The 21404-nt window shown below is 72.8% G+C and carries 18 protein-coding genes; 4 read left to right on the top strand and 14 right to left on the bottom strand.

The genetic code is table 11. The annotated features are described in order from the left end of the window. Window positions 1-124: 124 nt before the first annotated feature. The 3 genes from ACFV4G_RS15760 (at window position 125) to ACFV4G_RS15770 (ending at window position 2320) form a co-directional block, all read left to right on the top strand. Complete coding sequence (locus tag ACFV4G_RS15760; RefSeq protein WP_380440501.1) at window positions 125-256, top strand: hypothetical protein; 132 nt, start codon at window positions 125-127, stop codon at window positions 254-256. Window positions 257-392: 136 nt separating this feature from the next. Further along, complete coding sequence (locus ACFV4G_RS15765; RefSeq protein ID WP_380440503.1) at window positions 393-1319, top strand: NADP-dependent oxidoreductase; 927 nt, start codon at window positions 393-395, stop codon at window positions 1317-1319. Window positions 1320-1348: 29 nt separating this feature from the next. Next, window positions 1349-2320, top strand: a complete 972-nt coding sequence (locus ACFV4G_RS15770) for an AraC family transcriptional regulator (RefSeq protein ID WP_380440505.1) — start codon at window positions 1349-1351, stop codon at window positions 2318-2320. A 187-nt stretch (window positions 2321-2507) separates the two neighbouring features. Here ACFV4G_RS15770 and ACFV4G_RS15775 read toward each other — a convergent pair whose 3' ends face one another. From ACFV4G_RS15775 to ACFV4G_RS15785, 3 genes are all read right to left on the bottom strand, one after another. After that, on the bottom strand, window positions 2508-3965 hold the full coding sequence (locus tag ACFV4G_RS15775; RefSeq protein WP_380440507.1) for an aldehyde dehydrogenase family protein: 1458 nt from the start codon (window positions 3963-3965) through the stop codon (window positions 2508-2510). 106 nt (window positions 3966-4071) lie between these two features. Next, complete coding sequence (locus tag ACFV4G_RS15780) at window positions 4072-4938, bottom strand: helix-turn-helix domain-containing protein (RefSeq protein ID WP_380440509.1); 867 nt, start codon at window positions 4936-4938, stop codon at window positions 4072-4074. Between the two features lie 78 nt (window positions 4939-5016). Next, a complete protein-coding gene (locus ACFV4G_RS15785; protein WP_380440511.1) occupies window positions 5017-6234 on the bottom strand; it encodes an MFS transporter in 1218 nt (405 codons plus the stop codon). Between the two features lie 67 nt (window positions 6235-6301). Between ACFV4G_RS15785 and ACFV4G_RS15790 the strand changes: the two genes are divergently transcribed. Next, window positions 6302-7273, top strand: a complete 972-nt coding sequence (locus tag ACFV4G_RS15790) for a DUF5937 family protein (RefSeq protein ID WP_380440513.1) — start codon at window positions 6302-6304, stop codon at window positions 7271-7273. Between the two features lie 214 nt (window positions 7274-7487). Here the strand turns inward: ACFV4G_RS15790 and ACFV4G_RS15795 are convergent, their stop codons facing one another. From ACFV4G_RS15795 to trpC, 11 genes are all read right to left on the bottom strand, one after another. After that, window positions 7488-8948, bottom strand: a complete 1461-nt coding sequence (locus tag ACFV4G_RS15795) for a glutamate synthase subunit beta (RefSeq protein WP_380440515.1) — start codon at window positions 8946-8948, stop codon at window positions 7488-7490. Beyond that, window positions 8941-13527 (bottom strand): glutamate synthase large subunit, encoded by a 4587-nt coding sequence (gene gltB / locus ACFV4G_RS15800; protein ID WP_380440517.1) that lies wholly within the window; start codon window positions 13525-13527, stop codon window positions 8941-8943. The genes ACFV4G_RS15795 and gltB overlap by 8 nt, the downstream gene beginning before the upstream one ends. Before the next feature lie 450 nt (window positions 13528-13977). After that, on the bottom strand, window positions 13978-14715 hold the full coding sequence (locus ACFV4G_RS15805) for a VIT1/CCC1 transporter family protein (RefSeq protein ID WP_380440518.1): 738 nt from the start codon (window positions 14713-14715) through the stop codon (window positions 13978-13980). Between the two features lie 148 nt (window positions 14716-14863). Next, window positions 14864-15970 (bottom strand): prolipoprotein diacylglyceryl transferase, encoded by a 1107-nt coding sequence (gene lgt, locus ACFV4G_RS15810; protein WP_380440520.1) that lies wholly within the window; start codon window positions 15968-15970, stop codon window positions 14864-14866. A 150-nt stretch (window positions 15971-16120) separates the two neighbouring features. Beyond that, window positions 16121-16984 carry a DsbA family protein gene (locus tag ACFV4G_RS15815; protein WP_380440522.1) on the bottom strand — a complete coding sequence of 288 codons (864 nt, stop codon included), beginning with the start codon at window positions 16982-16984 and terminating at the stop codon, window positions 16121-16123. A gap of 62 nt (window positions 16985-17046) precedes the next feature. Beyond that, a complete protein-coding gene (locus tag ACFV4G_RS15820) occupies window positions 17047-17574 on the bottom strand; it encodes a MauE/DoxX family redox-associated membrane protein (RefSeq protein WP_380440524.1) in 528 nt (175 codons plus the stop codon). Window positions 17575-17733: 159 nt separating this feature from the next. Beyond that, on the bottom strand, window positions 17734-17979 hold the full coding sequence (locus ACFV4G_RS15825; protein ID WP_380440526.1) for a hypothetical protein: 246 nt from the start codon (window positions 17977-17979) through the stop codon (window positions 17734-17736). Window positions 17980-18283: 304 nt separating this feature from the next. Then, complete coding sequence (gene trpA / locus ACFV4G_RS15830; RefSeq protein ID WP_380440528.1) at window positions 18284-19093, bottom strand: tryptophan synthase subunit alpha; 810 nt, start codon at window positions 19091-19093, stop codon at window positions 18284-18286. A 1-nt stretch (window position 19094) separates the two neighbouring features. After that, window positions 19095-20345, bottom strand: a complete 1251-nt coding sequence (gene trpB / locus ACFV4G_RS15835) for a tryptophan synthase subunit beta (protein WP_380440530.1) — start codon at window positions 20343-20345, stop codon at window positions 19095-19097. A 49-nt stretch (window positions 20346-20394) separates the two neighbouring features. Beyond that, window positions 20395-20544 (bottom strand): tryptophan biosynthesis modulator TrpM, encoded by a 150-nt coding sequence (trpM, locus tag ACFV4G_RS15840; protein WP_329928299.1) that lies wholly within the window; start codon window positions 20542-20544, stop codon window positions 20395-20397. 9 nt (window positions 20545-20553) lie between these two features. Next, the gene (trpC, locus tag ACFV4G_RS15845) at window positions 20554-21360 is read right to left on the bottom strand and encodes an indole-3-glycerol phosphate synthase TrpC (protein WP_359963056.1); all 807 of its coding nucleotides are present in this window, start codon (window positions 21358-21360) and stop codon (window positions 20554-20556) included. Window positions 21361-21404: the final 44 nt, after the last annotated feature.

The raw sequence follows: 21404 nt of genomic DNA on the forward strand, positions 1-21404 counted from the left end.
CACACCACTCCACACCGGGCGGGCTGCGGGCCGCCCGTCGCTTTGTGTTCTATCCCCCCCCCCCCCGCGGCCCCCCCCCGCCACCCCGCGGGGGGGGGGGGGGGCGCCCTTCGACACGTCCGCGGTGGAAGAATCCGAGCCGTCCGACACCGGCTACCACCAGCGCTGGAACGGCACGTTCGGCGACCGCGTGCCGATCCCCGCCCCCTTCGGGTTCGAGCTCGCCACCGACGCTCTCCTCCGCTATCCCGCCTGATCGATCGAGCCTCCCGGCAAGACGACGGGACATCTTCCGAAGACTTGAGGATATTCATCCGCTCGTTCGATCTCCCTACCGTAGAGGCATCGCGAACGGCCCGGCGAGCGGGCCGGCCACGGACAGGGAGAGTTCGATGCGTGCAGTGATCCAGAAGGCGTTCGGCGGGCCCGAGGTACTGGAGGTGGCCGAGGTGGAGCGGCCGCAGCTGTTGAGCGGGGAGGTGCTGGTGCGGGTGCGGGCCAGTGCGGTGAACCCGGCGGACATCGCGGTGCGGTCGGGGGCGTTCCCGCTGCTCGGGGAGCCGCCGTTCGGGGTCGGGTGGGACGTGTCCGGGGTGGTCGAGGAGGCCGCGCCCGGGGCCCGGTACCGGGTGGGCGAGGAGGTGTACGGGATGCCGTTCTTCCCGCGCGCCGCCACCGGCTACGCCGAGTACGTCGCCGCGCCCTCGCGCCAGCTGGCCCGCAAGCCCGCGACGCTCGACCACGTCCAGGCGGCGGCCCTGCCGCTGGCCGCGCTGACGGCCTGGCAGGGCCTGGTGGACCTGGCCGGCGTCACGAAGGGACAGCGGGTGCTGGTCCACCGCGCCGCGGGCGGCGTCGGCCACCTCGCCGTGCAGATCGCCAAGGCCCGCGGCGCGTACGTGATCGCGCTGGCGAGCGAGCCCAAGCACGCGTTCGTGCAGGGGCTCGGCGCGGACGAGGTGATCGACTACCGCACCACCGACTACACCGAGGCGGTCTCGGACGTCGACGTCGTCTTCGACTCGTCCTCCGAGGGCACCAGGGCGTTGGAGGTACTGAAGCCCGGCGGCACGCTGGTCACGATCATGGAGCACTGGAACAAGGACCTCGCCGCCGAGATCGAGGCCGCCGGCCGCCGCTTCGCCGGGGTGTCGGTGGAGCCGGACTACGCCGGCCTGGAGGCGATCGCCGCGCTGGTGGACGAGGGCCTGGTCCGTCCGCACGTCTCGGCGACGTTCCCGCTGGCGGAGGCCGGCCGGGCGCACGAGCTGGTGGCGTCCGGTAGCGTCCAGGGCAAGGTCGTCCTGACCGTCGACTGAACGGTACGAACGGGGAGAAGGGCCGGGAGTTGGACATCCTGACCGAGGCGCTGGGCTCGATGCGCACGGCGCACCCCGCGTCCGTCCGCACCGAGGGCCGTGCCCCCTGGGGCCTGCGGCTGCCGCCGGTGATGGGCGCCGGGTTCCACGTGGTGCTGCACGGCACGTGCTGGCTGGTGCCGCAGGACGGCCGCGCGGAGCCGCTGATGCTCGACACGGGGGACGTCGTCTTCATGCGGGACGGCAGGGGCCACGTCCTGGCCGACCACCCGGACACCCCGGCGCTCGACGCGTCGGCCTACCGGGTGGAGGAGAGCCTGCCGATCGGCACGCTCTCGCTGGGCGGCGGCGACGGCGCCCGCACCAGCCTGCTGTGCGGCAGCTACCACCTGGACCAGGGCCGCCCGCACCCGCTGGTGCGCCAGCTGCCGGAGCTGATCCACCTGGCAAGCGGGCGCGGCTCGCACCCCGAACTGGACGCCGCCGTGCGACTGTTGGGTGCCGAGCTGGAGCGCCCGCGGATCGGCTCGGCCGGGATCGTGCCGGCGCTGGTCGACGCGCTGCTGCTGTACATCCTGCGCGCCTGGTTCGAGGCGCAGCCGCCCGCGACGGCCGCCGGGTGGGCGGCCGCGCTGGGCGATTCGGCGGTGGCGCCGGCGCTGGCCGCGATCCACGGCGCGCCGGCGACGGCGTGGACGGTGGAGGCGCTGGCGGGGCGTTCGGGCCTGTCCCGGGCGGCGTTCGCCCGCCGGTTCAGCTCGATGGTGGGCGAGCCGCCGATGGCGTACCTGACGCGGTGGCGGATGACGACGGCGGCGCGTCTGCTGCGGGAGTCGGACGCGCCGCTGACGGCGGTGGCGGCGCAGGCGGGTTACGGCTCGGAGTACGCGTTCGCGAAGGCGTTCAAGCGGGAGTACGGGCGGGGGGGCGGGGGGGGTGACCCCGGGGGGCGCGGGCCGGGGGGGCCCCCCCGCGGGCGGGGGGCGCCCCGGGGGGGCTAAGGCGGAGGGGGCGGGCGCCGGGGGGGTGGGGGGAACAATAACAGGGGGGTGGGGGCGCGGGGGGGGTCCGGCGGGGTGTACGCGTGCGCGTGGGAGTTCAGGGGGGTTTCGGGGGGGGCTCCGGGGGGTTCCCGCCGGGAGGCCCGGGCCGCTTGACCGCAGCAGCGGCAGCGGCGGCAGCAGCGGATCAGAACGGGAAGCGGCTGCGCCCGTGCTGGATCGAGATCCACTTCACCGTGGTGAACGCGTCGACCGTGTACTCGCCGTTGAGCCGTCCGACGCCGGAGTTCTTCTCGCCGCCGAAGGGCACGATCGGCTCGTCGGCGATGGTCCCGTCGTTGACGTGGATCATGCCGGTCTCGATCCGCTTGGCCACCCGCACGCCGCGCTCGACGTCGCCGGTGTGCACGGCGCCGCTGAGGCCGAAGGGGGTGTCGTTGGCGATGCGGACGGCCTCGTCCTCGCCGTCGACGGGCACCACGAGGACGACGGGGCCGAAGAGTTCGCGCTGGAGGATGGGCGAGTCCGCGGGGACGTCGGTGAGGACGACGGGGTCCATGAGGCTGCCGACGGTGGCGCCGCGCAGGAGGACGGTGGCGCCGGCCTGGACGGCCTGGTCGACCTGGGCGTTGATGGAGTCGGCCTGGACGGGGTTGATGAGCGGGCCGATCTGGGTGGCCGGGTCCCTGGGGTCGCCGACGGTGAGCGAGGCGATCTTGGCGACGAACTTCTCGGTGAACTCGGCGACGACGCCGCGGTCGACGAGCACCCGGTTGGCGGCCATGCAGACCTGGCCCTGGTGGGCGAAGCGGCTGAACACGGCGGCGTCGACGGCGTAGTCGAGGTCGGCGTCGTCGAGGACGACGAGGGCGCTGTTGCCGCCGAGTTCGAGGACGGTGCGCTTGAAGTGGGAGGCGGCGACGGTGGCGACGTGGCGGCCGACCTTGTCCGAGCCGGTGAAGGAGATGACCTTGGGCACCGGGTGCTCGATGAAGGCGTCGCCGATCTCGGCGATGTCGGTGACGACGACGTTGAGCAGCCCGGCGGGCAGTCCGGCGTCGGCGAAGATCTTGGCGAGGAGGGTGCCGCCGACGACCGGGGTCTCCTGGTGCGGCTTGAGCACGACGCCGTTGCCGAGCGCGAGGGCGGGGCCGACGGCCTTGAGGGACAGGAACAGCGGGAAGTTGAACGGGCTGATCACGCCGACGACGCCGACGGGCAGCCGGTAGAGGCGGTTCTCCTTGCCGTCGACGGGCGAGGGCAGCAGGCGGCCCTCGGCGAGCAGGGAGAGCTGCATGCACTCGCGCAGCATGTCCTTGGTGAGGGAGAGTTCGAAGCCGGCCTTGAGGGCGGTGCCGCCGAGTTCGGCCATGATGGCGCGGGTGATCTCGTCCTCGCGCTCCTCGACGAGGCGCAGCGCGCGCTCGAACACGAGCCGGCGGGCGTAGGGGTTGGTGGCGGCCCATTCCTTCTGGGCGCGGGCGGCGGCGCGGTAGGCCCGGTCGACCTGTTCGACGGTGGCGACGGTGACGGTGGCGAGTTTGTCGCCGGTGTAGGGGTCGACGTCGACGATGTCCCAGGAGCCGTCGCCGGCCAGCCATTCGCCGTCGATGTACTGCGCCGCCAACTCGGAGAAGTACGACATCCGATCCCTCTCGTGCCTGAGACGCGTGCCCAGGAGATCGCGCCTGGCACGGTTCGGTGTGGAACGCCTTTGATCAGATCTGATCGGTGCTCATCGTACTGATGGACTAAAGCTCTTGGCGTACGGAGCGCAGAAGTTCCCGGGTCGGTTCGGCGCCGAGGCTGTCGGCGAGGAGGCCTTCCATGGCGCCGGTGTACTCGGCGACCTCGGCGGGCTTGTCGAGGTAGAGCGCGGTGGTGAACTGCTCCAGGTAGACGACGTCGGGCAGTTCGGGTTCGGCGAAGCCGAGCACGGTGAACGCGCCGCCCTCGGCGCGCAGTCCGCCGAAGCCCAGCGGCATCACCTGGAGGTCGACGTTGGGCAGGTCGGTGAGGTCGAGCATCCGGTCGATCTGGGCCCGCATCAGTTCCGGTCCGCCCCAGGGGCGGCGCAGCGCGGCCTCGTCGAGGACGGCGAGCAGGTGGGGGGCGCGGTCGGCGGTGAGGACGGCCTGGCGTTTGAGGCGGACCTCGACGCGGCGTTCGATCTCGTCGGGTTCGGTGACGTGGCCGCCGGCGGCGATGACGGCGCGGGCGTAGTCGGGGGTCTGGAGGAGCCCGTGGACGAACTGGACCTCGTAGCTGCGGATCTCGGTGGCGGCCTCCTCCAGGCCGACGTAGTTCTGGAACCAGGGGGGCAGCACGTCGCCGTAGCCGTGCCACCAGGAGGTGGCGTTGGCGTCGCGGACGAGGCCGAGGACGCCGGCGCGCTCGTGTTCGGCGTCGACGCCGTAGAGGGTGAGCAGGTCGGCGACGTCGCGTTCCTTGAAGCCGACGCGGCCGAGCTCCATGCGGCTGATCTTGGACTCGGAGGCGCGGATCGAGTAGCCGGCCTCCTCGCGGCTGACGCCCCTGGCCTCGCGGAGTTTGCGCAGGTGTGATCCCAGCAGCAGGCGCCGCACCGTCGCGCCTCCGCCTGCCTGAGTCGTGCTCATCGCGTCAACCTCCGCACTCGCGCAGCCCCCCGGCCGTCGGCCGCAGTCTGCCATCTGGCACCGACGAACAACAGTCCGTCAGGCGGTGTGTTCCAGCCGTAGCAGCGCGGGCACGGCGGCGGCGCTGAGGGCGAGCAGGAAGAGCCAGGGCAGGGCGGCGGCGCGGGCGAGGAGCAGGGTGAGCAGTGCGGGGGCGACGGCCTGGCCGACGTTCCAGGAGAGTTGGTAGAGGGCGAGGTACCGGCCGCGCCGCTCGGGGTCGGCGAGGGAGACGCTGAGGTCCTCGCGGAAGGGGGTGGCGACGGTCTCGGCGAGGTTGTAGACGGCCATGGCGGCGAAGAGTCCGGCGAGGACGGCCCAGCCGGGGGCGGCGGCGACGAGGGCGAAGAGGCCGAAGGCGAGCGCGTTGAGCAGGGCACCGGCGGCGACGACCCGGGTGGGGCGGAAGCGTTCGAGCCGGCGGGCGACGGCGTTCTGGGTGAGCACCACCTGGACGCCGTTGAGGACGAGCAGCGCGCCGGCCGTCCACGCGTCGCGGTGCAGGCCGGCGGTGAGGTAGGCGGCGAGCAGCACGCTGAGGACCATCGAGGCGAGGACGAAGGTCAGGTTGACGGCGATCAGCAGCAGGTAGCGCCGGTCGCGCAGGACGGCGCCGTAGCCGCCGGGGGCGGCCGCGCGGGCCTCCGGGGGCAGGGCGGCCCCGGCGGGCCGCCAGGTGGCCAGCAGGGCCGCGGCGAGGGCGTAGCTGGCCGCGTTGAGCCCGACCAGGAGCCGCAGGGCGCCGCCGTCGGCGACCAGGACGGCGCCGAGCGCGCCGCCGAGGCCGAGTCCGGCGTTGCGCAGGGTCTGGACGAGCGCGAACCAGCGCGGGCGCTGCCCCTCGTCGGCGGCGAGGACGACCAGGCCGGTGCTGGAGGTCCAGTAGGCGGCGTGGCCGGCCTGGGCGAGCAGGCAGACCAGCACGATCTGCCAGGCCTGGTGGGCGAGCAGGAAGCCGCCGTAGGCGAGGGCGGAGAGCGCGTTGCCGGCGGTGGCGACCGCGCGGGCGCCGTACCGGTCGAGCAGCGGGCCGACGGCGACGGCGGTGGGCAGGGCGAGCAGGCGCGCGGTGGAGACGGCGGCGCCGACGGCGGCGACGGACAGGCCGGTGGTGCCCGCGAAGTAGACGAGGGTGAAGGCGAGGATCAGTCCGGTGCCGAGGCTGTCGATGACGTGGGCGCCGATCAGGCGGACGCGGCCGGCGGTGGCGGGCAGGCCGAGGCGGTCGCGCAGCGGGGGCGCGGTGACGGTGGTCATGGACCGAGCGTCCCTGGCATGATCGCCGCCGCCCACTGATTCCACCAGGATCGAATCCTCACCGGAGGTGCCCGTGCTGACCTGGGAGTTCTCGGCGCAGGACCTGGCCCGCACGCGCTTCGCCCGTTCCCCGCTGACCGAGGTCGTGACGAGCGTCGAGGTGCTCAAGGACCCGGGCCGGCAGGCCGCGCACCTGCCGTGGGTGCGCGGGGCCCGGCAGCGGCTGGAGGGGGTCGGCTGGGAACTGTTGTCGGCGCTGGTGCGGCTGCCGACGGTGTACGTGCCGGACTTCCTGACCCCGGTGCCGCCGGACGCGGACGGGACGTTCGAGGGGCAGACGGCCGTGCTGGCGGCCACCGACCCGGCCGTGGTGCGCCGCGACCTCGGCCGGCTCGACGGCGAACTCCACCCGCTGGTCGCCGAGTTGGCGCGGGACCCGGAGGCCGGCCTGGAGCGGCTGACGGCCGAGGTACGGGCGTACTGGGATGCGGCGATCGCCCCGCACTGGCCGCGGATGCAGCGGCTCGTCGACGGGGAGGTCCTGCGCCGCGGCCGGCAGATGTCGGCGGGCGGCCCGGCGGCGCTCTTCGCGGACCTGCACCCGCGGGTGTCCTGGGAGCACGACACCCTGCGGATCGGGCACCGGATCGACGTCCACCGGCGGCTGGACGGTGAGCGCGGCCTGGTCCTGCTGCCGACGGTCTTCGCCTGGCCGGGCGTGTTCTCCCAGCAGAACCCGCCGTGGCAGCCCGCCCTGGTCTACCCGCCGCGCGGGGTCGCGACGCTGTGGGAGGCGGCGGCCACCCCCGTCCCCGAGGGCCTGGCCCGCGTGCTCGGCCGCACCCGCGCCCGGCTGCTCGCCGAGCTGGACTCCCCCGCCTCGACCACCGAGCTCGCCGCCCGGACCGGCCTGTCCGCCCCGAACGTCTCCCACCACCTGGGCGCCCTGCACGACGCCGGCCTCCTGGCCCGCCACCGCACCGGCCGCACCGTCCTGTACACCCGCACCGAGGCGGCGGACCTGCTGCTGCGCCCGTGACGAAGCGGAACGCGCCCCACCCCGTGGCCGAAACCCACCAACCACTGTGCGGCAGAAGAGACTTCACGCAGAAAACACGTCGGCGCTCGCCCCCCAACTGGTCGGGGAAGGGGGCGAGCGCCAGGAGACCGCATTGGCCCGACGACGCTGGCGGGGGCAGCGGGTTGAGCTCCCGGCAATGCGGTGCCGGGGGTTCAGGGGGCCGGTCGGACCGTCAGACCACGAGCGGGCGGTCGGTGGGCCGGATCGGGGCCGGAAGCGGGGTCTTGCCACCGAGGTACTTGTCCACCGCCGCGGCGGCCGAACGGCCCTCCGCGATGGCCCAGACGATCAGGGACTGGCCACGGCCGGCGTCTCCGCAGACGTACACGCCATCGACATTGGTGGCGAACCGGCCGTCGCGGCCAATGTTACCGCGCGCGTCGAGGTCCACCCCCAGCTGCTCGACGAGCCCGTTCTTCACGTCCGTCCCGGTGAAGCCCATGGCCAGGGTGACCAGCTGCGCCGGGATGGCCCGCTCGGTGCCGGGGACCTGCTCGAACTTCCCGTCCTTGAACTCCACCTCGACGAGGTGCAGCTCCTGGACGTTGCCCTCCTCGTCGCCGCTGAGGTGGGTGGTGCTCACGGAGTAGATCCGCTCGCCGCCCTCCTCGTGCGCGGAGGTGACCTTGTACGTCATCGGCATGGTCGGCCAGGGCTGGTGCCCGGGCCGGTCCTCGCCCGGGCGCGGCATGATCTCCAGCTGGGTGACGGAGGCCGCCCCCTGCCGGTGCGCGGTGCCGACGCAGTCGGCGCCGGTGTCGCCGCCGCCGATGACGACGACGTGCTTGCCCTTGGCGCTGACCGGCGACTCGACGAAGTCGCCCTCCTGCACCTTGTTGGCCAGCGGCAGGTACTCCATGGCCTGGTAGACGCCCTTGAGCTCGCGCCCGGGCACCGGCAGGTCGCGGGCCGTGGTGGCGCCGGCGGCGACGACGACGGCGTCGAAGCGCTCGCGCAGCTGCTGCCCGGTGATGTCCTCGCCGACGTGGACGCCGGTGCGGAAGCGGGTGCCCTCCGCGCGCATCTGCTCGACGCGGCGGTTGATGTGGCGCTTCTCCATCTTGAACTCGGGGATGCCGTAGCGCAGCAGGCCGCCGATGCGGTCGGCGCGCTCGTACACCACCACGGTGTGCCCGGCCCGGGTGAGCTGCTGGGCGGCGGCGAGGCCGGCCGGGCCAGAGCCGACGACGGCGACGGTCTTGCCGGAGAGGCGCTCGGGGATCTGCGGGGTGACGCCGCCGCGGTCCCACGCCTTGTCGATGATGGTGACCTCGACGTTCTTGATGGTCACCGCGTCCTGGTTGATGCCGAGGACGCACGCGGACTCGCACGGGGCCGGGCACAGGCGGCCCGTGAACTCCGGGAAGTTGTTGGTCGCGTGCAGCCGCTCGATCGCGCCGACGAAGTCGTCCCGGTAGGCGAGGTCGTTCCACTCGGGGATGAGGTTCCCGAGCGGGCAGCCGTTGTGGCAGAACGGGATGCCGCAGTCCATGCAGCGGCCGGCCTGCTTGGTGATGATCGGCAGGAGGCTGCGTTCGACGTAGACCTCGTTCCAGTCCCGCAGACGGACGTCCACGGGACGGCGCTCGGCCAGCTGCTTGGGCGTGGTCAGGAAGCCCTTGGGGTCAGCCATGTGCCGCCTCCATCATCTTGCGAGTGGTCTCGGCCTCGGAGAGGCCATCGCGCTCAGCGGCGTCCTTGGCGGCGAGCACTGCCTTGTAGTCGGTCGGCATGATCTTGGAGAAGCGGGAGACCCCGCTGCCCCAGTCGGCCAGGAGTTCGGCGGCGACGGTGGAGCCGGTCTCCTCGTAGTGCTGCTGCACGGTCTCGCGCAGCCACTCGCGGTCGTCGGCGGTGGGGGCCTCGATGCCCACCATGCCGTCGTTGACGTTCGCGGGACGCAGGTCGAGGACGTAGGCGATGCCGCCGGACATGCCGGCCGCGAGGTTGCGCCCGGTCTCGCCGAGGACGACGACCCGCCCGCCGGTCATGTACTCCAGGCCGTGGTCGCCCACGCCCTCGACGACGAGGGTGGCGCCGGAGTTGCGGACGGCGAAGCGCTCACCGGCCTTGCCGCGCAGGTGGATCCGGCCCGAGGTGGCGCCGTAGCCGATGGTGTTGCCGGCGATGACGTGGTTCTGCGCGTCGTTGCCGATGGCCGCGGCCTCGCGGGCCGGGCGGACGACGACGACGCCGCCGGACAGGCCCTTGCCGACGTAGTCGTTGGCGTCGCCCTCCAGGCGCAGGGTGACGCCGCGGGGCACGAAGGCGCCGAACGACTGCCCGGCGGAACCGGTGAAGGTGACGTCGATGGTGCCCTCGGGCAGGCCCTCGCCGCGGTAGCGCCTGGTCACCTCGTGGCCGAGCATGGTGCCGACCGTCCGGTTGACGTTGCGGATCGGCAGCTGGATGCGGACGGTCTCGCCGCGCTCCAGGGCGTCCTCGGCGAGGGTGATCAGCTGGTTGTCGAGGGCCTTGTCGAGCGCGTGGTCCTGCGTGGTGGTGCAGTGGCGCGCGGCGCCCTCGGGCAGCTCGGGGACGTGGAAGAGCGGGGCCAGGTCGAGCCCGGCGGCCTTCCAGTGGTCGACGGCGGCCTGGGAGTTGATGTGCTCGGCGTGGCCGACGGCCTCCTCGATCGAGCGGAAGCCCAGCGAGGCCAGGATCTCCCGGACCTCCTCGGCGATGAACTCGAAGAAGTTGACGACGAATTCGGGCTTGCCGGAGAACCGGTCGCGCAGCACCGGGTTCTGGGTGGCGACGCCGACCGGGCAGGTGTCCAGGTGGCAGACGCGCATCATGATGCAGCCGGAGACGACGAGCGGGGCGGTCGCGAAGCCGAACTCCTCGGCGCCGAGCAGCGCGGCGATGACGACGTCGCGCCCGGTCTTCAGCTGGCCGTCGGTCTGGACGACGATGCGGTCGCGCAGCCCGTTGAGCAGCAGGGTCTGCTGGGTCTCGGCGAGGCCGAGCTCCCAGGGGCCGCCGGCGTGCTTGAGCGAGGTGAGCGGCGAGGCGCCGGTGCCGCCGTCGTGGCCCGACACGAGGACGACGTCCGCGTGCGCCTTGGAGACGCCCGCCGCGACCGTCCCGACGCCGACCTCGGACACCAGCTTCACGTGGATGCGGGCGGCCGGGTTGGCGTTCTTGAGGTCGTGGATCAGCTGGGCGAGGTCCTCGATGGAGTAGATGTCGTGGTGCGGCGGCGGCGAGATGAGGCCGACGCCCGGGGTGGAGTGCCGCGTGCTGGCGACCCACGGGTAGACCTTGTGGCCGGGCAGCTGGCCGCCCTCGCCGGGCTTGGCGCCCTGGGCCATCTTGATCTGGATGTCGTCGGCGTTGACCAGGTACTCGGAGGTGACGCCGAAGCGGCCGGAGGCGACCTGCTTGATCGCCGAGCGGCGCTCGGGGTCGTACAGGCGGTCCGGGTCCTCGCCGCCCTCACCGGTGTTGGACTTGCCGCCGAGGCGGTTCATCGCGATGGCGAGGGTCTCGTGCGCCTCGCGGGAGATCGAGCCGTAGGACATGGCGCCGGTGGAGAAGCGCTTGACGATCTCGGAGACCGGCTCGACCTCCTCGACCGGGACGGCCTCGCGGCCGAGCGCGTCGAGCCGGAACAGGCCGCGCAGCGTCATGAGGCGCTCGGACTGCTCGTTCACCCGGTCCGTGTACTGCTTGAAGATGTCGTACCGGCGGTTGCGGGTGGAGTGCTGGAGCCGGAAGACGGTGTCCGGGTCGAACAGGTGCGGCTCGCCCTCGCGGCGCCACTGGTACTCGCCGCCGATCTCCAGCGCGCGGTGCGCGGCGGGGATGCCGGAGGCCGGGTAGGCCTTGGCGTGGCGGGCGGCGGTCTCCTTGGCGATCTCGTCCAGGCCGATGCCGCCGAGCTTGGTGGTGGTGCCGGCGAAGTAGCCGTCGACCAGCTCGTGCGAGAGGCCGATGGCCTCGAAGACCTGGGCGCCGCGGTAGGAGGCGACGGTCGAGATGCCCATCTTGGACATGACCTTGAGCACGCCCTTGCCGAGCGCCTTGATCAGGTTCCGGATGGCCTTCTCGGGCTCGACGCCCTGGATGAAGACGCCCTGGGCGACGAGGTCCTCGACGGACTCCATCGCCAGGTACGGGTTGACCGCGCCGGCGCCGTAGCCGACCAGCAGCGCGACGTGGTGCACCTCGCGGACGTCACCGGCCTCGACCAGCAGGGACACCTGGGTGCGCTGCTTGGTGCGGATGAGGTGGTGGTGGATCGCGGAGGTGAGCAGCAGCGAGGGGATCGGGGCGTGCTCGGCGTCCGAGTGGCGGTCGGAGAGCACGATGATGCGGGCGCCGTCGGCGATCGCGGCGTCGGCCTCGGCGGCGATCCCGGCCAGGCGCGCGGCCAGGCCCTCGCCGCCGCTGGCGACCTTGTAGAGGCCGGACAGCGTGACGGCCTTGAGGCCGGGCTGGTCCCCGTCGGCGTTGATGTGGACGAGCTTGGCCAGCTCGTCGTTGTCGATCACCGGGAAGGTGATGCCGACCGAGCGGCAGGCGGCGGCCTCGGCGGCCAGCAGGTTGCCCTCGGGGCCGAGGTTGCTGAGCAGCGAGGTGACGAGCTCCTCGCGGATGGCGTCCAGCGGCGGGTTGGTGACCTGCGCGAAGAGCTGCACGAAGTAGTCGAAGAGCAGGCGCGGCTTCTCGCTGAGCGCGGCGATCGGCGAGTCGGTGCCCATCGAGCCGAGCGCCTCGGCGCCGGTCTTCGCCATCGGCGCGAGGATGACCCGCAGCTCCTCCTCGGTGTAGCCGAAGGTCTGCTGGCGGCGGGTGACGGAGGCGTGGGTGTGGGCGATGTGCTCGCGCTCGGGGAGCTTGGCGAGCTGGATCTGCCCGGCGGTGACCCACTCCTCGTAGGGGTGCTCGGCGGCCAGGCCGGCCTTGATCTCCTCGTCCGGGACGATCCGGTTCTCGTTGAGGCAGACCAGGAACATCTTGCCGGGCTGGAGGCGGCCCTTCTGGACCACCTTCTGCTGGTCGAGGTCGAGGACGCCGACCTCGGAGGAGAGCACGACCAGGCCGTCCTCGGTGACCCAGTAGCGGGCCGGGCGCAGGCCGTTGCGGTCGAGCACGGCGCCGATCCGGGTGCCGTCGGTGAAGGTGACGCAGGCCGGGCCGTCCCAGGGCTCCATGAGGTTGGAGTGGTACTGGTAGAACGCGCGGCGGGCCGGGTCCATGGTGGCGTGGTTCTCCCACGCCTCCGGGATCATCATCAGCACCGAGTGCGGCAGCGACCGGCCGCCGAGGTGGAGCAGCTCCAGGACCTCGTCGAAGGAGGCCGAGTCGGAGTGGTCCGGGGTGCAGACCGGGAAGATCCGGCTCAGGTCGCCGGGGATGACGTCGGTGGCGAGCTGGGACTCGCGGGCGCGCATCCAGTTGCGGTTGCCCTTGACCGTGTTGATCTCGCCGTTGTGCGCGACGAAGCGGTACGGGTGGGCGAGCGGCCAGCTCGGGAAGGTGTTGGTGGAGAACCGCGAGTGCACCAGGCCGATGGCGGACGCGTAGGTGCGGTCCGACAGGTCGGGGAAGAAGGGCTCCAGCTGGCCGGTGGTCAGCATGCCCTTGTAGACGATGGTGCGGGCGGACAGCGACGGGAAGTAGACGCCGGCCTCGCGCTCGGCGCGCTTGCGGACGACGAAGGCGATCCGGTCGAGCTCGATCCCGGCCTTGTCGGCGTGCGACAGGAAGACCTGGCGGAAGCGGGGCATCACGCTGCGCGCGGTCGCGCCGAGGAGGTCGGGGGTGACGGGCACGTCGCGCCAGCCGAGGACGGTGAGGTCCTCCTCGGCGGCGATGGCCTCGATCTGCGCGACGGCGGCGGCGGCCGCCGCGTCCTCGTCCGGCAGGAAGGCGATGCCGACGGCGTAGGAGCCGGCCGCCGGGAGCTCGAAGGAGACCTTGCCGCGCAGGAAGGCGTCCGGGATCTGGGTGAGGATGCCGGCGCCGTCGCCGGAGTCGGGCTCGGCGCCGGTGGCGCCGCGGTGCTCCAGGTTGCGCAGGACGGTCAGCGCCTGCTCGACGATGGTGTGGTCGGCGATGCCGGTCAGCGTGGCGACGAAACCGACGCCGCAGGCGTCGTGCTCGTTTCGCGGGTCGTACAGGCCCTGAGCAGCAGGTCGCGCATCCGGAACGAGCGCGTACGGCGGGCGGGCGGCGCCGGCCTGGGGCTCGTTTGCGGAGTGCATGGATGCAGACAGCATCGGCTCTCCCGTCGTCGTCTTTCGGCAAGTTGGTGCACGTAGGGACGACGTTGGCCCTGATGCGGTGAAACGATTTCGTGCAAGTTACATGATGCCCAAGATCCCGGGAAGCGGAATGCCTCGTCCGCATGGTGGACGGATCCGCAGGTCACGGGGTGGGTGAAGGGACGCGCCACAGTGCACGTCCCGACGATTGTGCCCGGCGGTCGGCCGCCCGAAACAGGGGCGAAACCGGACCGCCACACGAGGCGATCAAGGTCGCCTGCGAATCCTTTCCCGGGGCCGCGTCGCAGATGCGAATCTGCGGCTCCAGGGCTCGGATGGTGAGACTAGGCCAGGCCATGCGCGACGGCCATGTGCGGAACGTCACGCATTCACCGGCATAGTCATGCAAGGGTCTGTGTCATCCCACAGCCCGCCGCCCGACTCCCCGGGTCAGCCCACGTGCCCGCCGATGAGCCAGCCCAGCAGGTACGTCACGCCTGCGGCCGCGCCGCCCAGCACGAGCTGCCGCAGCCCGCTGTACCACCAGCTGCGCGCCGTCACACGGGCCACCACGGCGCCGCAGCCGAACAGCCCGGCCGCCGCGAGCAGCATGGCGGGCAGCAGCGTCGTCGCACCCAGCAGGTACGGCAGGAGCGGCAGCAGGGCGCCGAGCGCGAAGCACACGAAGGAGGACGCGGCGGCGACCAGCGGCGAGGGCAGGTCGTTGGGGTCGATGCCCAGTTCCTCGCGGGCGTGGATCTCCAGCGCCTGGTCCGGGTTCGCGGACAGCTGCCGGGCCACCTCGTGGGCGAGGTCCGGGTCCACCCCGCGCGAGACGTACAGCTGGGCGAGCTCGGCCAGCTCCCCGTGCGGGTTGCGGCTCAGCTCCAGCCGCTCGGCCTCGATCTCGGCCTGGACGAGCTCGCGCTGCGAGGCCACCGAGGTGTACTCCCCCGCCGCCATCGAGCAGGCACCGGCCGCCAGCCCGGCGAGGCCGGTGAGGATCACCGTGCCGTTGGACGCCGCACCGCCGACCACACCGGTCATCAGCGCGAAGTTGGAGACGAGGCCGTCGACCGCGCCGAACACCGCGGGCCGCAGCCAGCCGCCGTTGACGTCCCGGTGGTGGTCCGCCGCGGGTATGCGGGGGTGCTGCCCGGCCTCGGGCTCAAGGATGGTCGCGCTCACGGTTCTGCCCCTCCGTCTTCGTTCGTCTGACTCGAACGTAGCCGGGTTGACCTGGGCATTTCCAGCAAAGTAAGGCTGTCCGAACAGCACTGAGGCCACCCTTCGCAGGCGGTGCGAAGGGTGGCCTCAGTGCAGGGAACGCCCCAGGTCAGATCGGGTTCTCGACGTCCTTGCCGGCCTTCTCGGCGGTCGCGGCGGCCTTCTCGGCGCCCGGCTCATCGTCCGCATGCCGAGACAACTCGGCGGTCTCACCGGCTCCGGCGACCTTCTCGGACGGGGCGGCCTTCTTCTCGCCCGCCTCTGCCGTGCCCGCGGTCTCGGCCTTGCCCGACCCCTTGGCCTTGCCCGAACCATCGGCCTTGCCCACGGTCTCGGCCTTGCTGGCGGTCTCGGCCTTGTCCGCGATCGCGGCCTCCTCCTCGTGCGCGGCCGGGTCGATGCTCGCCGGGTCCTCGCGGCCGGGCCGCTTCTTGCCGACGATCAGGAAGTACGCCACGGCGCCGATGAACACCACGATGGACGTCCAGTCGTTCAGCCGCAGGCCGAAGTAGACGTGCGCCTCGTCGACCCGCAGCCACTCGGTCCAGAACCGGCCCACCGTGTACGCGGCCACGTACAGCGCGAACGCCCGGCCGTGGCCCAGCTTGAACCGCCGGTCCGCCCAGATCACCAGCAGCGCGACCCCGATGCACCACAGCGACTCGTACAGGAAGGTGGGGTGGTAGGTGGCGGCATCGGGCGTGGCGGCCGGACGGTGGGCGGGCGCGATCTCCAGGCCCCACGGGAGCGTGGTCGGCCGGCCGAACAGCTCCTGGTTGAAGTAGTTGCCCCAGCGCCCCATCGCCTGCGCGAGCGCGATGCCCGGCGCGATGGCGTCGGCGTACGCGGGCAGCGGCACGCCCCGGCGGCGGCAGCCGATCCAGGCGCCGACCGCGCCCAGCGCGACCGCGCCCCAGATGCCGAGGCCGCCCTCCCAGATCTTGAAGGCGTTCCAGGGGTTGCGGCCGTCGCCGAAGTACAGCTGGTGATCGGTGATCACGTGGTACAGCCGGCCGCCGACGAGGCCGAACGGCACGGCCCACACGGCGATGTCACCGACCGTGTGCTTGGCACCGCCCCGGGCGACCCAGCGCTTGCTGCCGAGCCAGACGGCGACGACGACACCGAGGATGATGCAGAAGGCGTAGGCGCGCAGCGGGACGGGTCCGAGGTGGAGGACGCCCCGCGACGGGCTGGGAATGAAGGCGATATCCATGACAGCTCCGACGCTACAGGGTCGGCGGCCCCCGCCGGACACCCCAGGGGTCACAGAAACCGAACAACAGGGGGCGGGGCCGCCCACGACGGCCGGCCGCCGCCCCCTCCGGACGGGGAGGGGACGGCGGCGGCGGGCGGCGCGGGAGGCTCAGCCGGCGTTCGGCGACGGGTTGTTGGCCTCCGAAGCGGCGCTGGTGGGGGCCGGCGTCTGCCCGTTGGTGCCCGGGGTGCCGGGCTGCTTGCCCTGGTTGGCGGCGTCCACCCACTTCGCCAGGTTCGCCGGGGTGATCTCCTCGGTGCCGTTCTTCGGGTAGATCGGCTGGCCGTTGAGCAGCACGGTCGGGGTCGACTTGAAGCTGGACTTGTCGAAGTCCTGCTGCACCGCGGACACCCACCCGCCGAACTTGTTGTCGTTGACGCAGGCCTCGAAGGCGGGCGTGTCCAGGCCGTTGACCTGCTTGGCGAGGTTGAGCAGGACGGCCTTGTTGCCGAAGGCGTCGTTGGTCTCGTCCGGCTGGTTGCGGTAGAGGACGTCGTGGAAGTCCCGGAAGTGCCCGGCGTCCTGGGCGCAGGCCAGGGCGTTGGCCCCGTTCTTGGAGCCCTTGCCGGGCAGCGCGCGGTCGATGAACGAGACGATGTGGGCGTTGGTGTAGATCTTGCCCTGGTCCTCCAGCTGGTCGATGGTCGAGGAGAACTCGCGCTCGAACATGCCACAGGCGGGGCAGCGCGGGTCCTCGTACACCGTGAGGACGGACGGGGCGTCGGCGGAGCCGACCGGGATGACGAGGTTCTTGTCGCCGACCGTCCCGGCCGGGGCGGCGGCCGGGGTCTCCGGCTTGGAGCGCTGGTTCTGCACCACGACGCCGACGACGACCGCGGCGGCGATCACCGCGAGCACCGAGCCGCCGACGATGAGCTTCTTCCTGCGCCGCCCGGCGGCCTCGTCGGCCGCCCGCTGCGCCTGCATCCGCTCGCGGGCGGTGCGCTTGCCTTCTCGGTTCTTCTCGCTCATTGCCTTGACATCCATCGGGGAGGACCTCGGTCGGGGGTTGGGGTGTGGTGGGCGCCGGGCGGTCAGCTGGTCAGCCAGCCGTCCGCCGAGAACTTGGTGCGGGGCCGCCACAGCAGCCACCCGGCCAGCAGCAGGAACCCGGTGTCGCGCAGGATCTCCTGCAGGTACTCGGTCTGCGACGCGTCCACGTGCCCCCCGCCGCCGAAGCACCCGCAGTCGATGGAGATGCCGCGCGCCCAGGCCGAGCCGATCCCGGCGATGAAGGTGAGCAGCAGCAGCGCGGAGACGGCGGCGACCAGCCGGACGCCGAGGCCGATCACCAGCAGCAGGGCGAGCGCCAGCTCCAGGAAGGGCAGCCCGTAGCCGATCGGCTTGACCAGCCCCTCCGGCAGGATCTCGTAGGCACGGACGGCCTGGGCGGCCTCCGCCGGGTCGGCGATCTTGGCCAGCCCGGCCCAGCCCCACACCACGGCGAGCCCGAGCCGGACGGCGGTGCCGGCCCACTGCGTCCACACCGGCGCGGGCCAGCGCCCGGGCGGCGCGGAGTCCGCGGACACGGATTCGCCGGGCTGCGCTGCCGGGCCGGCCATCAGGGAACCCCCCTCGGGAAAATCGTTCACTTCCTGACGAACCGTAGGGGATGAAGCCCGGTTTCTCCGTATTCAGGAATTAAGCCGTATGAGTGACGGCTGATGACGGCTCGTCCGATTACGCCCGAACCGTCGTGCGAATGGGGCGGGCCCGGCACGCTACCGGCAGATCAGCGGACGCCCCGGGTCGACGAGGTCCGTCCGGCTCTCGTGGTGCCGGTGGGAGTCCCGCGCGGCGGCCTCCCAGCGGGCCGCCTCGGCGCACACGGACGCGTCCCGCTCGGCCCGTTCGACGGCGGCCCTGGCCAGCGCGTGCCCGACCTCGGAGTGCGCCCCGACGGCGGCGCCGAGGGCCAGGGCGGCCGCCGCCGCCCGCAGCAGGACGGCTCGGTGGAAACACCTCACCGGCTCACCCCTTCGCTCGCCCCCGTGCACGTCGTTCGTGCACTCGTCCCTCCACTCAACGCCCGTCAATCGCGGCTGATGCGTGTGCCCGCCAGTGTTCACCCGTTCGGGTTGCCGGCGGACATCCGATGACGCGTCACCCTCATCCGAAAGGCCGATGACCCCCGTCTCCCGCCCCAAAGCCGACGGCCCCCGGGGGGCCACCCAGCCCCACCCGCGGCCCCCCCCCCCCCCCCCCCCCCCCGGCCCCCCGCGCCCCCCCCCCCCCCCCCGGGGCCGTCAGCCGTCCCTATCGGTCAGCGCGTCAGCGTCGCCGTACGCCCTGCGCCAGTTCGCCGGCCAGGGCGCGGACGGCGTCGAGCGCGGCCGGTTCGTCCCCGTCCGCCTCCAGGATCCGCTTCACGAACGCGGACCCGACGATCACGCCGTCCGCGAAGGCCGCGACCTCGGCCGCCTGCTCCGGCGTGGAGACGCCGAGCCCGACGCAGACCGGCAGGTCCGTGGTGGCCCGGGTGCGGGCGACCAGGTCCTCGGCGAGCGAGCCGACCGCGCTGCGGGTGCCCGTCACGCCCATCACCGCGGCGGCGTACACGAACCCGCTGCCGGCCGCGGTGACCTCGGCCAGCCGCTCGTCCTTGCTGCTGGGGGCGACCACGAACACGGTGTCCAGACCGTGCTCCTCCGCCGCCTCGCGCCACTCCCGGGACTCCTCGACCGGCAGGTCCGGCAGGATGCAGCCGGCCCCGCCGACGGCCGCCAGGTCGGCGGCGAAGCGGGCCACGCCGTAGCGGTCGACCGGGTTCCAGTACGTCATCACCAGCACCGCCGCCCGCGGGTGCGCGGTGGCGACCTCCTGGACGGTCCGCAGGACGTCCTTGATCCGCACGCCGCCGCGCAGGGCGATGTCGTCGGCGGTCTGGATGACGGCGCCGTCCAGCACCGGGTCGGAGTGCGGCAGGCCGACCTCGACGACGTCGCAGCCGCCCTCGACCAGCGCCCCGATCGCCCGGATGCCGCCGTCGACGGTCGGGAAGCCGGCCGGCAGGTAGCCGATCAGCGCGGCGCGATCGTCGGCCTTGGCCTTGGCCAGGATGCCGCTGAGCTTGCTCGCCATGTCACTTACCCCCGTCGGCCGCGTCGCCGGCCGCCTCGTCGTACAGGCCGAAGTACCGGGCCGCCGTGTGCATGTCCTTGTCGCCGCGCCCGGAGAGCGAGACCAGGATGGTGGCCTCCGGCCCGAGTTCGCGGCCGAGCTCCAGGGCGCCGGCCAGCGCGTGGGCGCTCTCGATGGCCGGGATGATGCCCTCGGTGCGGGAGAGCAGGCGCAGCGCCTGCATCGCGGCGTCGTCGGTGACCGGGCGGTACTCGGCCCGTCCGGTGTCCTTGAGCCAGGCGTGCTCCGGGCCGACGCCCGGGTAGTCGAGGCCGGCCGAGATGGAGTGCGACTCGATGGTCTGGCCGTCCTCGTCCTGGAGGACGTAGGTGCGCGAGCCGTGCAGCACGCCGGGGTCGCCCTTGGTGAGGGTGGCCGCGTGCCTGGGGGTCTCGGCGCCCTCGCCGGCCGCCTCGCAGCCGATCAGGCGCACGCCGGCGTCCGGGATGAACTCGTGGAAGATGCCCATCGCGTTGGAGCCGCCGCCGACGCACGCGACGACGGCGTCGGGCAGCCGCCCGGTGCGGTCGAGGACCTGCTCGCGCGCCTCGACGCCGATGACGCGGTGGAAGTCGCGGACCATCATCGGGAAGGGGTGCGGCCCGGCGACGGTCCCGAACAGGTAGTGCGTGGAGTCGACGTTGGCGACCCAGTCGCGGAACGCCTCGTTGATGGCGTCCTTGAGGGTGCGGCTGCCGGACTTGACGGCCACCACCTCGGCGCCGAGCATCCGCATCCGGGCGACGTTCAGCGCCTGGCGCCGGGTGTCGACCTCGCCCATGTAGATCGTGCAGTCGAAGCCGAACAGCGCGCAGGCGGTGGCGGTGGCCACGCCGTGCTGGCCGGCGCCGGTCTCGGCGATGATCCGGGTCTTGCCCATCCGGCGGGTGAGCAGCGCCTGGCCCAGCACGTTGTTGATCTTGTGCGAGCCGGTGTGGTTCAGGTCCTCGCGCTTGAGCAGGATCCGCGCGCCGCCCGCCTCGGCGGAGAAGCGGTGCACGTCGGTCAGCGGGCTCGGACGGCCCGTGTAGTCCTTGAGCAGGGCGTCGAGCTCGGCGGTGAAGGCCGGGTCGGTCTTGGCCTTCTCGTACTCCTCGGCGACCTGCTCGACGGCGGCGACCAGCGCCTCCGGGATGAAGCGGCCCCCGTACGCGCCGAAGTAGCCGCGGGCGTCCGGCACGTGTGCGCCGGACTGGTGGTCCTTGTCGGACATGGTGGGTTCCCTTGGGGAGATGACGACAGTGACGTCTCGTGGCCGGTGATCAGCCGAGCGTCCCGCGCCATCGCCGGCCGGGCACCTGCCCGGGCTCACAGCCGATGACGTAGCGCACCCGCCGCCCCAGCACCCGGCGCGCGGGCGCGCGGCAGCCGCGCGGGCGGCAGCCGGGGGCGAGACGGGTGGCGATCTTCATCTGCTGCGCTCAGTCCTTGTGCCGCACGGCCGGGTGGGCCCCGGCGGCGACCAGGTCGGCGACCGCGGCCCGCGGGTCCTTGCCGGTCACCAGGGACTCGCCGACCAGCACCGCGTCGGCGCCGAGGTTGGCGTAGGAGATGACGTCCAGCGGGCCGCGCACGCCGGACTCGGCGACCTTGACGATGCCGTCCGGGATCGCGTGGACGACGTTGCCGAAGGTGTCGCGGTCGACCTCCAGCGTCTTCAGGTTGCGGGCGTTGACGCCGATGATCCGCGCCCCGGCGTCCACCGCGCGCTTGATCTCCTCCTCGTCGTGCACCTCCACCAGCGGCGTGAGGCCGATCGACTCGGCGCGCTCGATCAGCGACACCAGGGCCGGCTGGTCGAGGGCGGCGACGATCAGCAGCGCGAGGTCGGCGCCGTGCGCGCGGGCCTCCCACAGCTGGTAGGCGGTGACGATGAAGTCCTTGCGCAGCAGCGGGGTGTCCACCGCCGCGCGGACCGCGTCGAGGTCGGCCAGCGACCCGCCGAAGCGGCGCTGCTCGGTCAGCACGCTGATCGCGGCGGCGCCGCCGGCCGCGTAGTCGACCGCCAAGGCGGCCGGATCGGCGATCGCGGCCAGGGCGCCCTTGGACGGGCTGGAGCGCTTCACCTCGCAGATCACCCGGATCCCGTCGCCCTTGAGGGCGGCGACGCCGTCCTTGGCCTCCGGGGCCTTGGCGGCGAGCTCCTTGAGCTCGTCCAGGGAGACCCGGGCCTGCCGCTCGGCGAGGTCCTCGCGGACCCCTTCGATGATCGTGTCGAGCACACTCATGCGTCCACCTCGCTGCGCTCGGCAGGCGCATCGCGCAACACGCA

Origin of the sequence: Kitasatospora sp. NPDC059747 (genome assembly GCF_042732955.1) — a bacterium.
Classification (GTDB): Bacteria; Actinomycetota; Actinomycetes; order Streptomycetales; family Streptomycetaceae; genus Kitasatospora.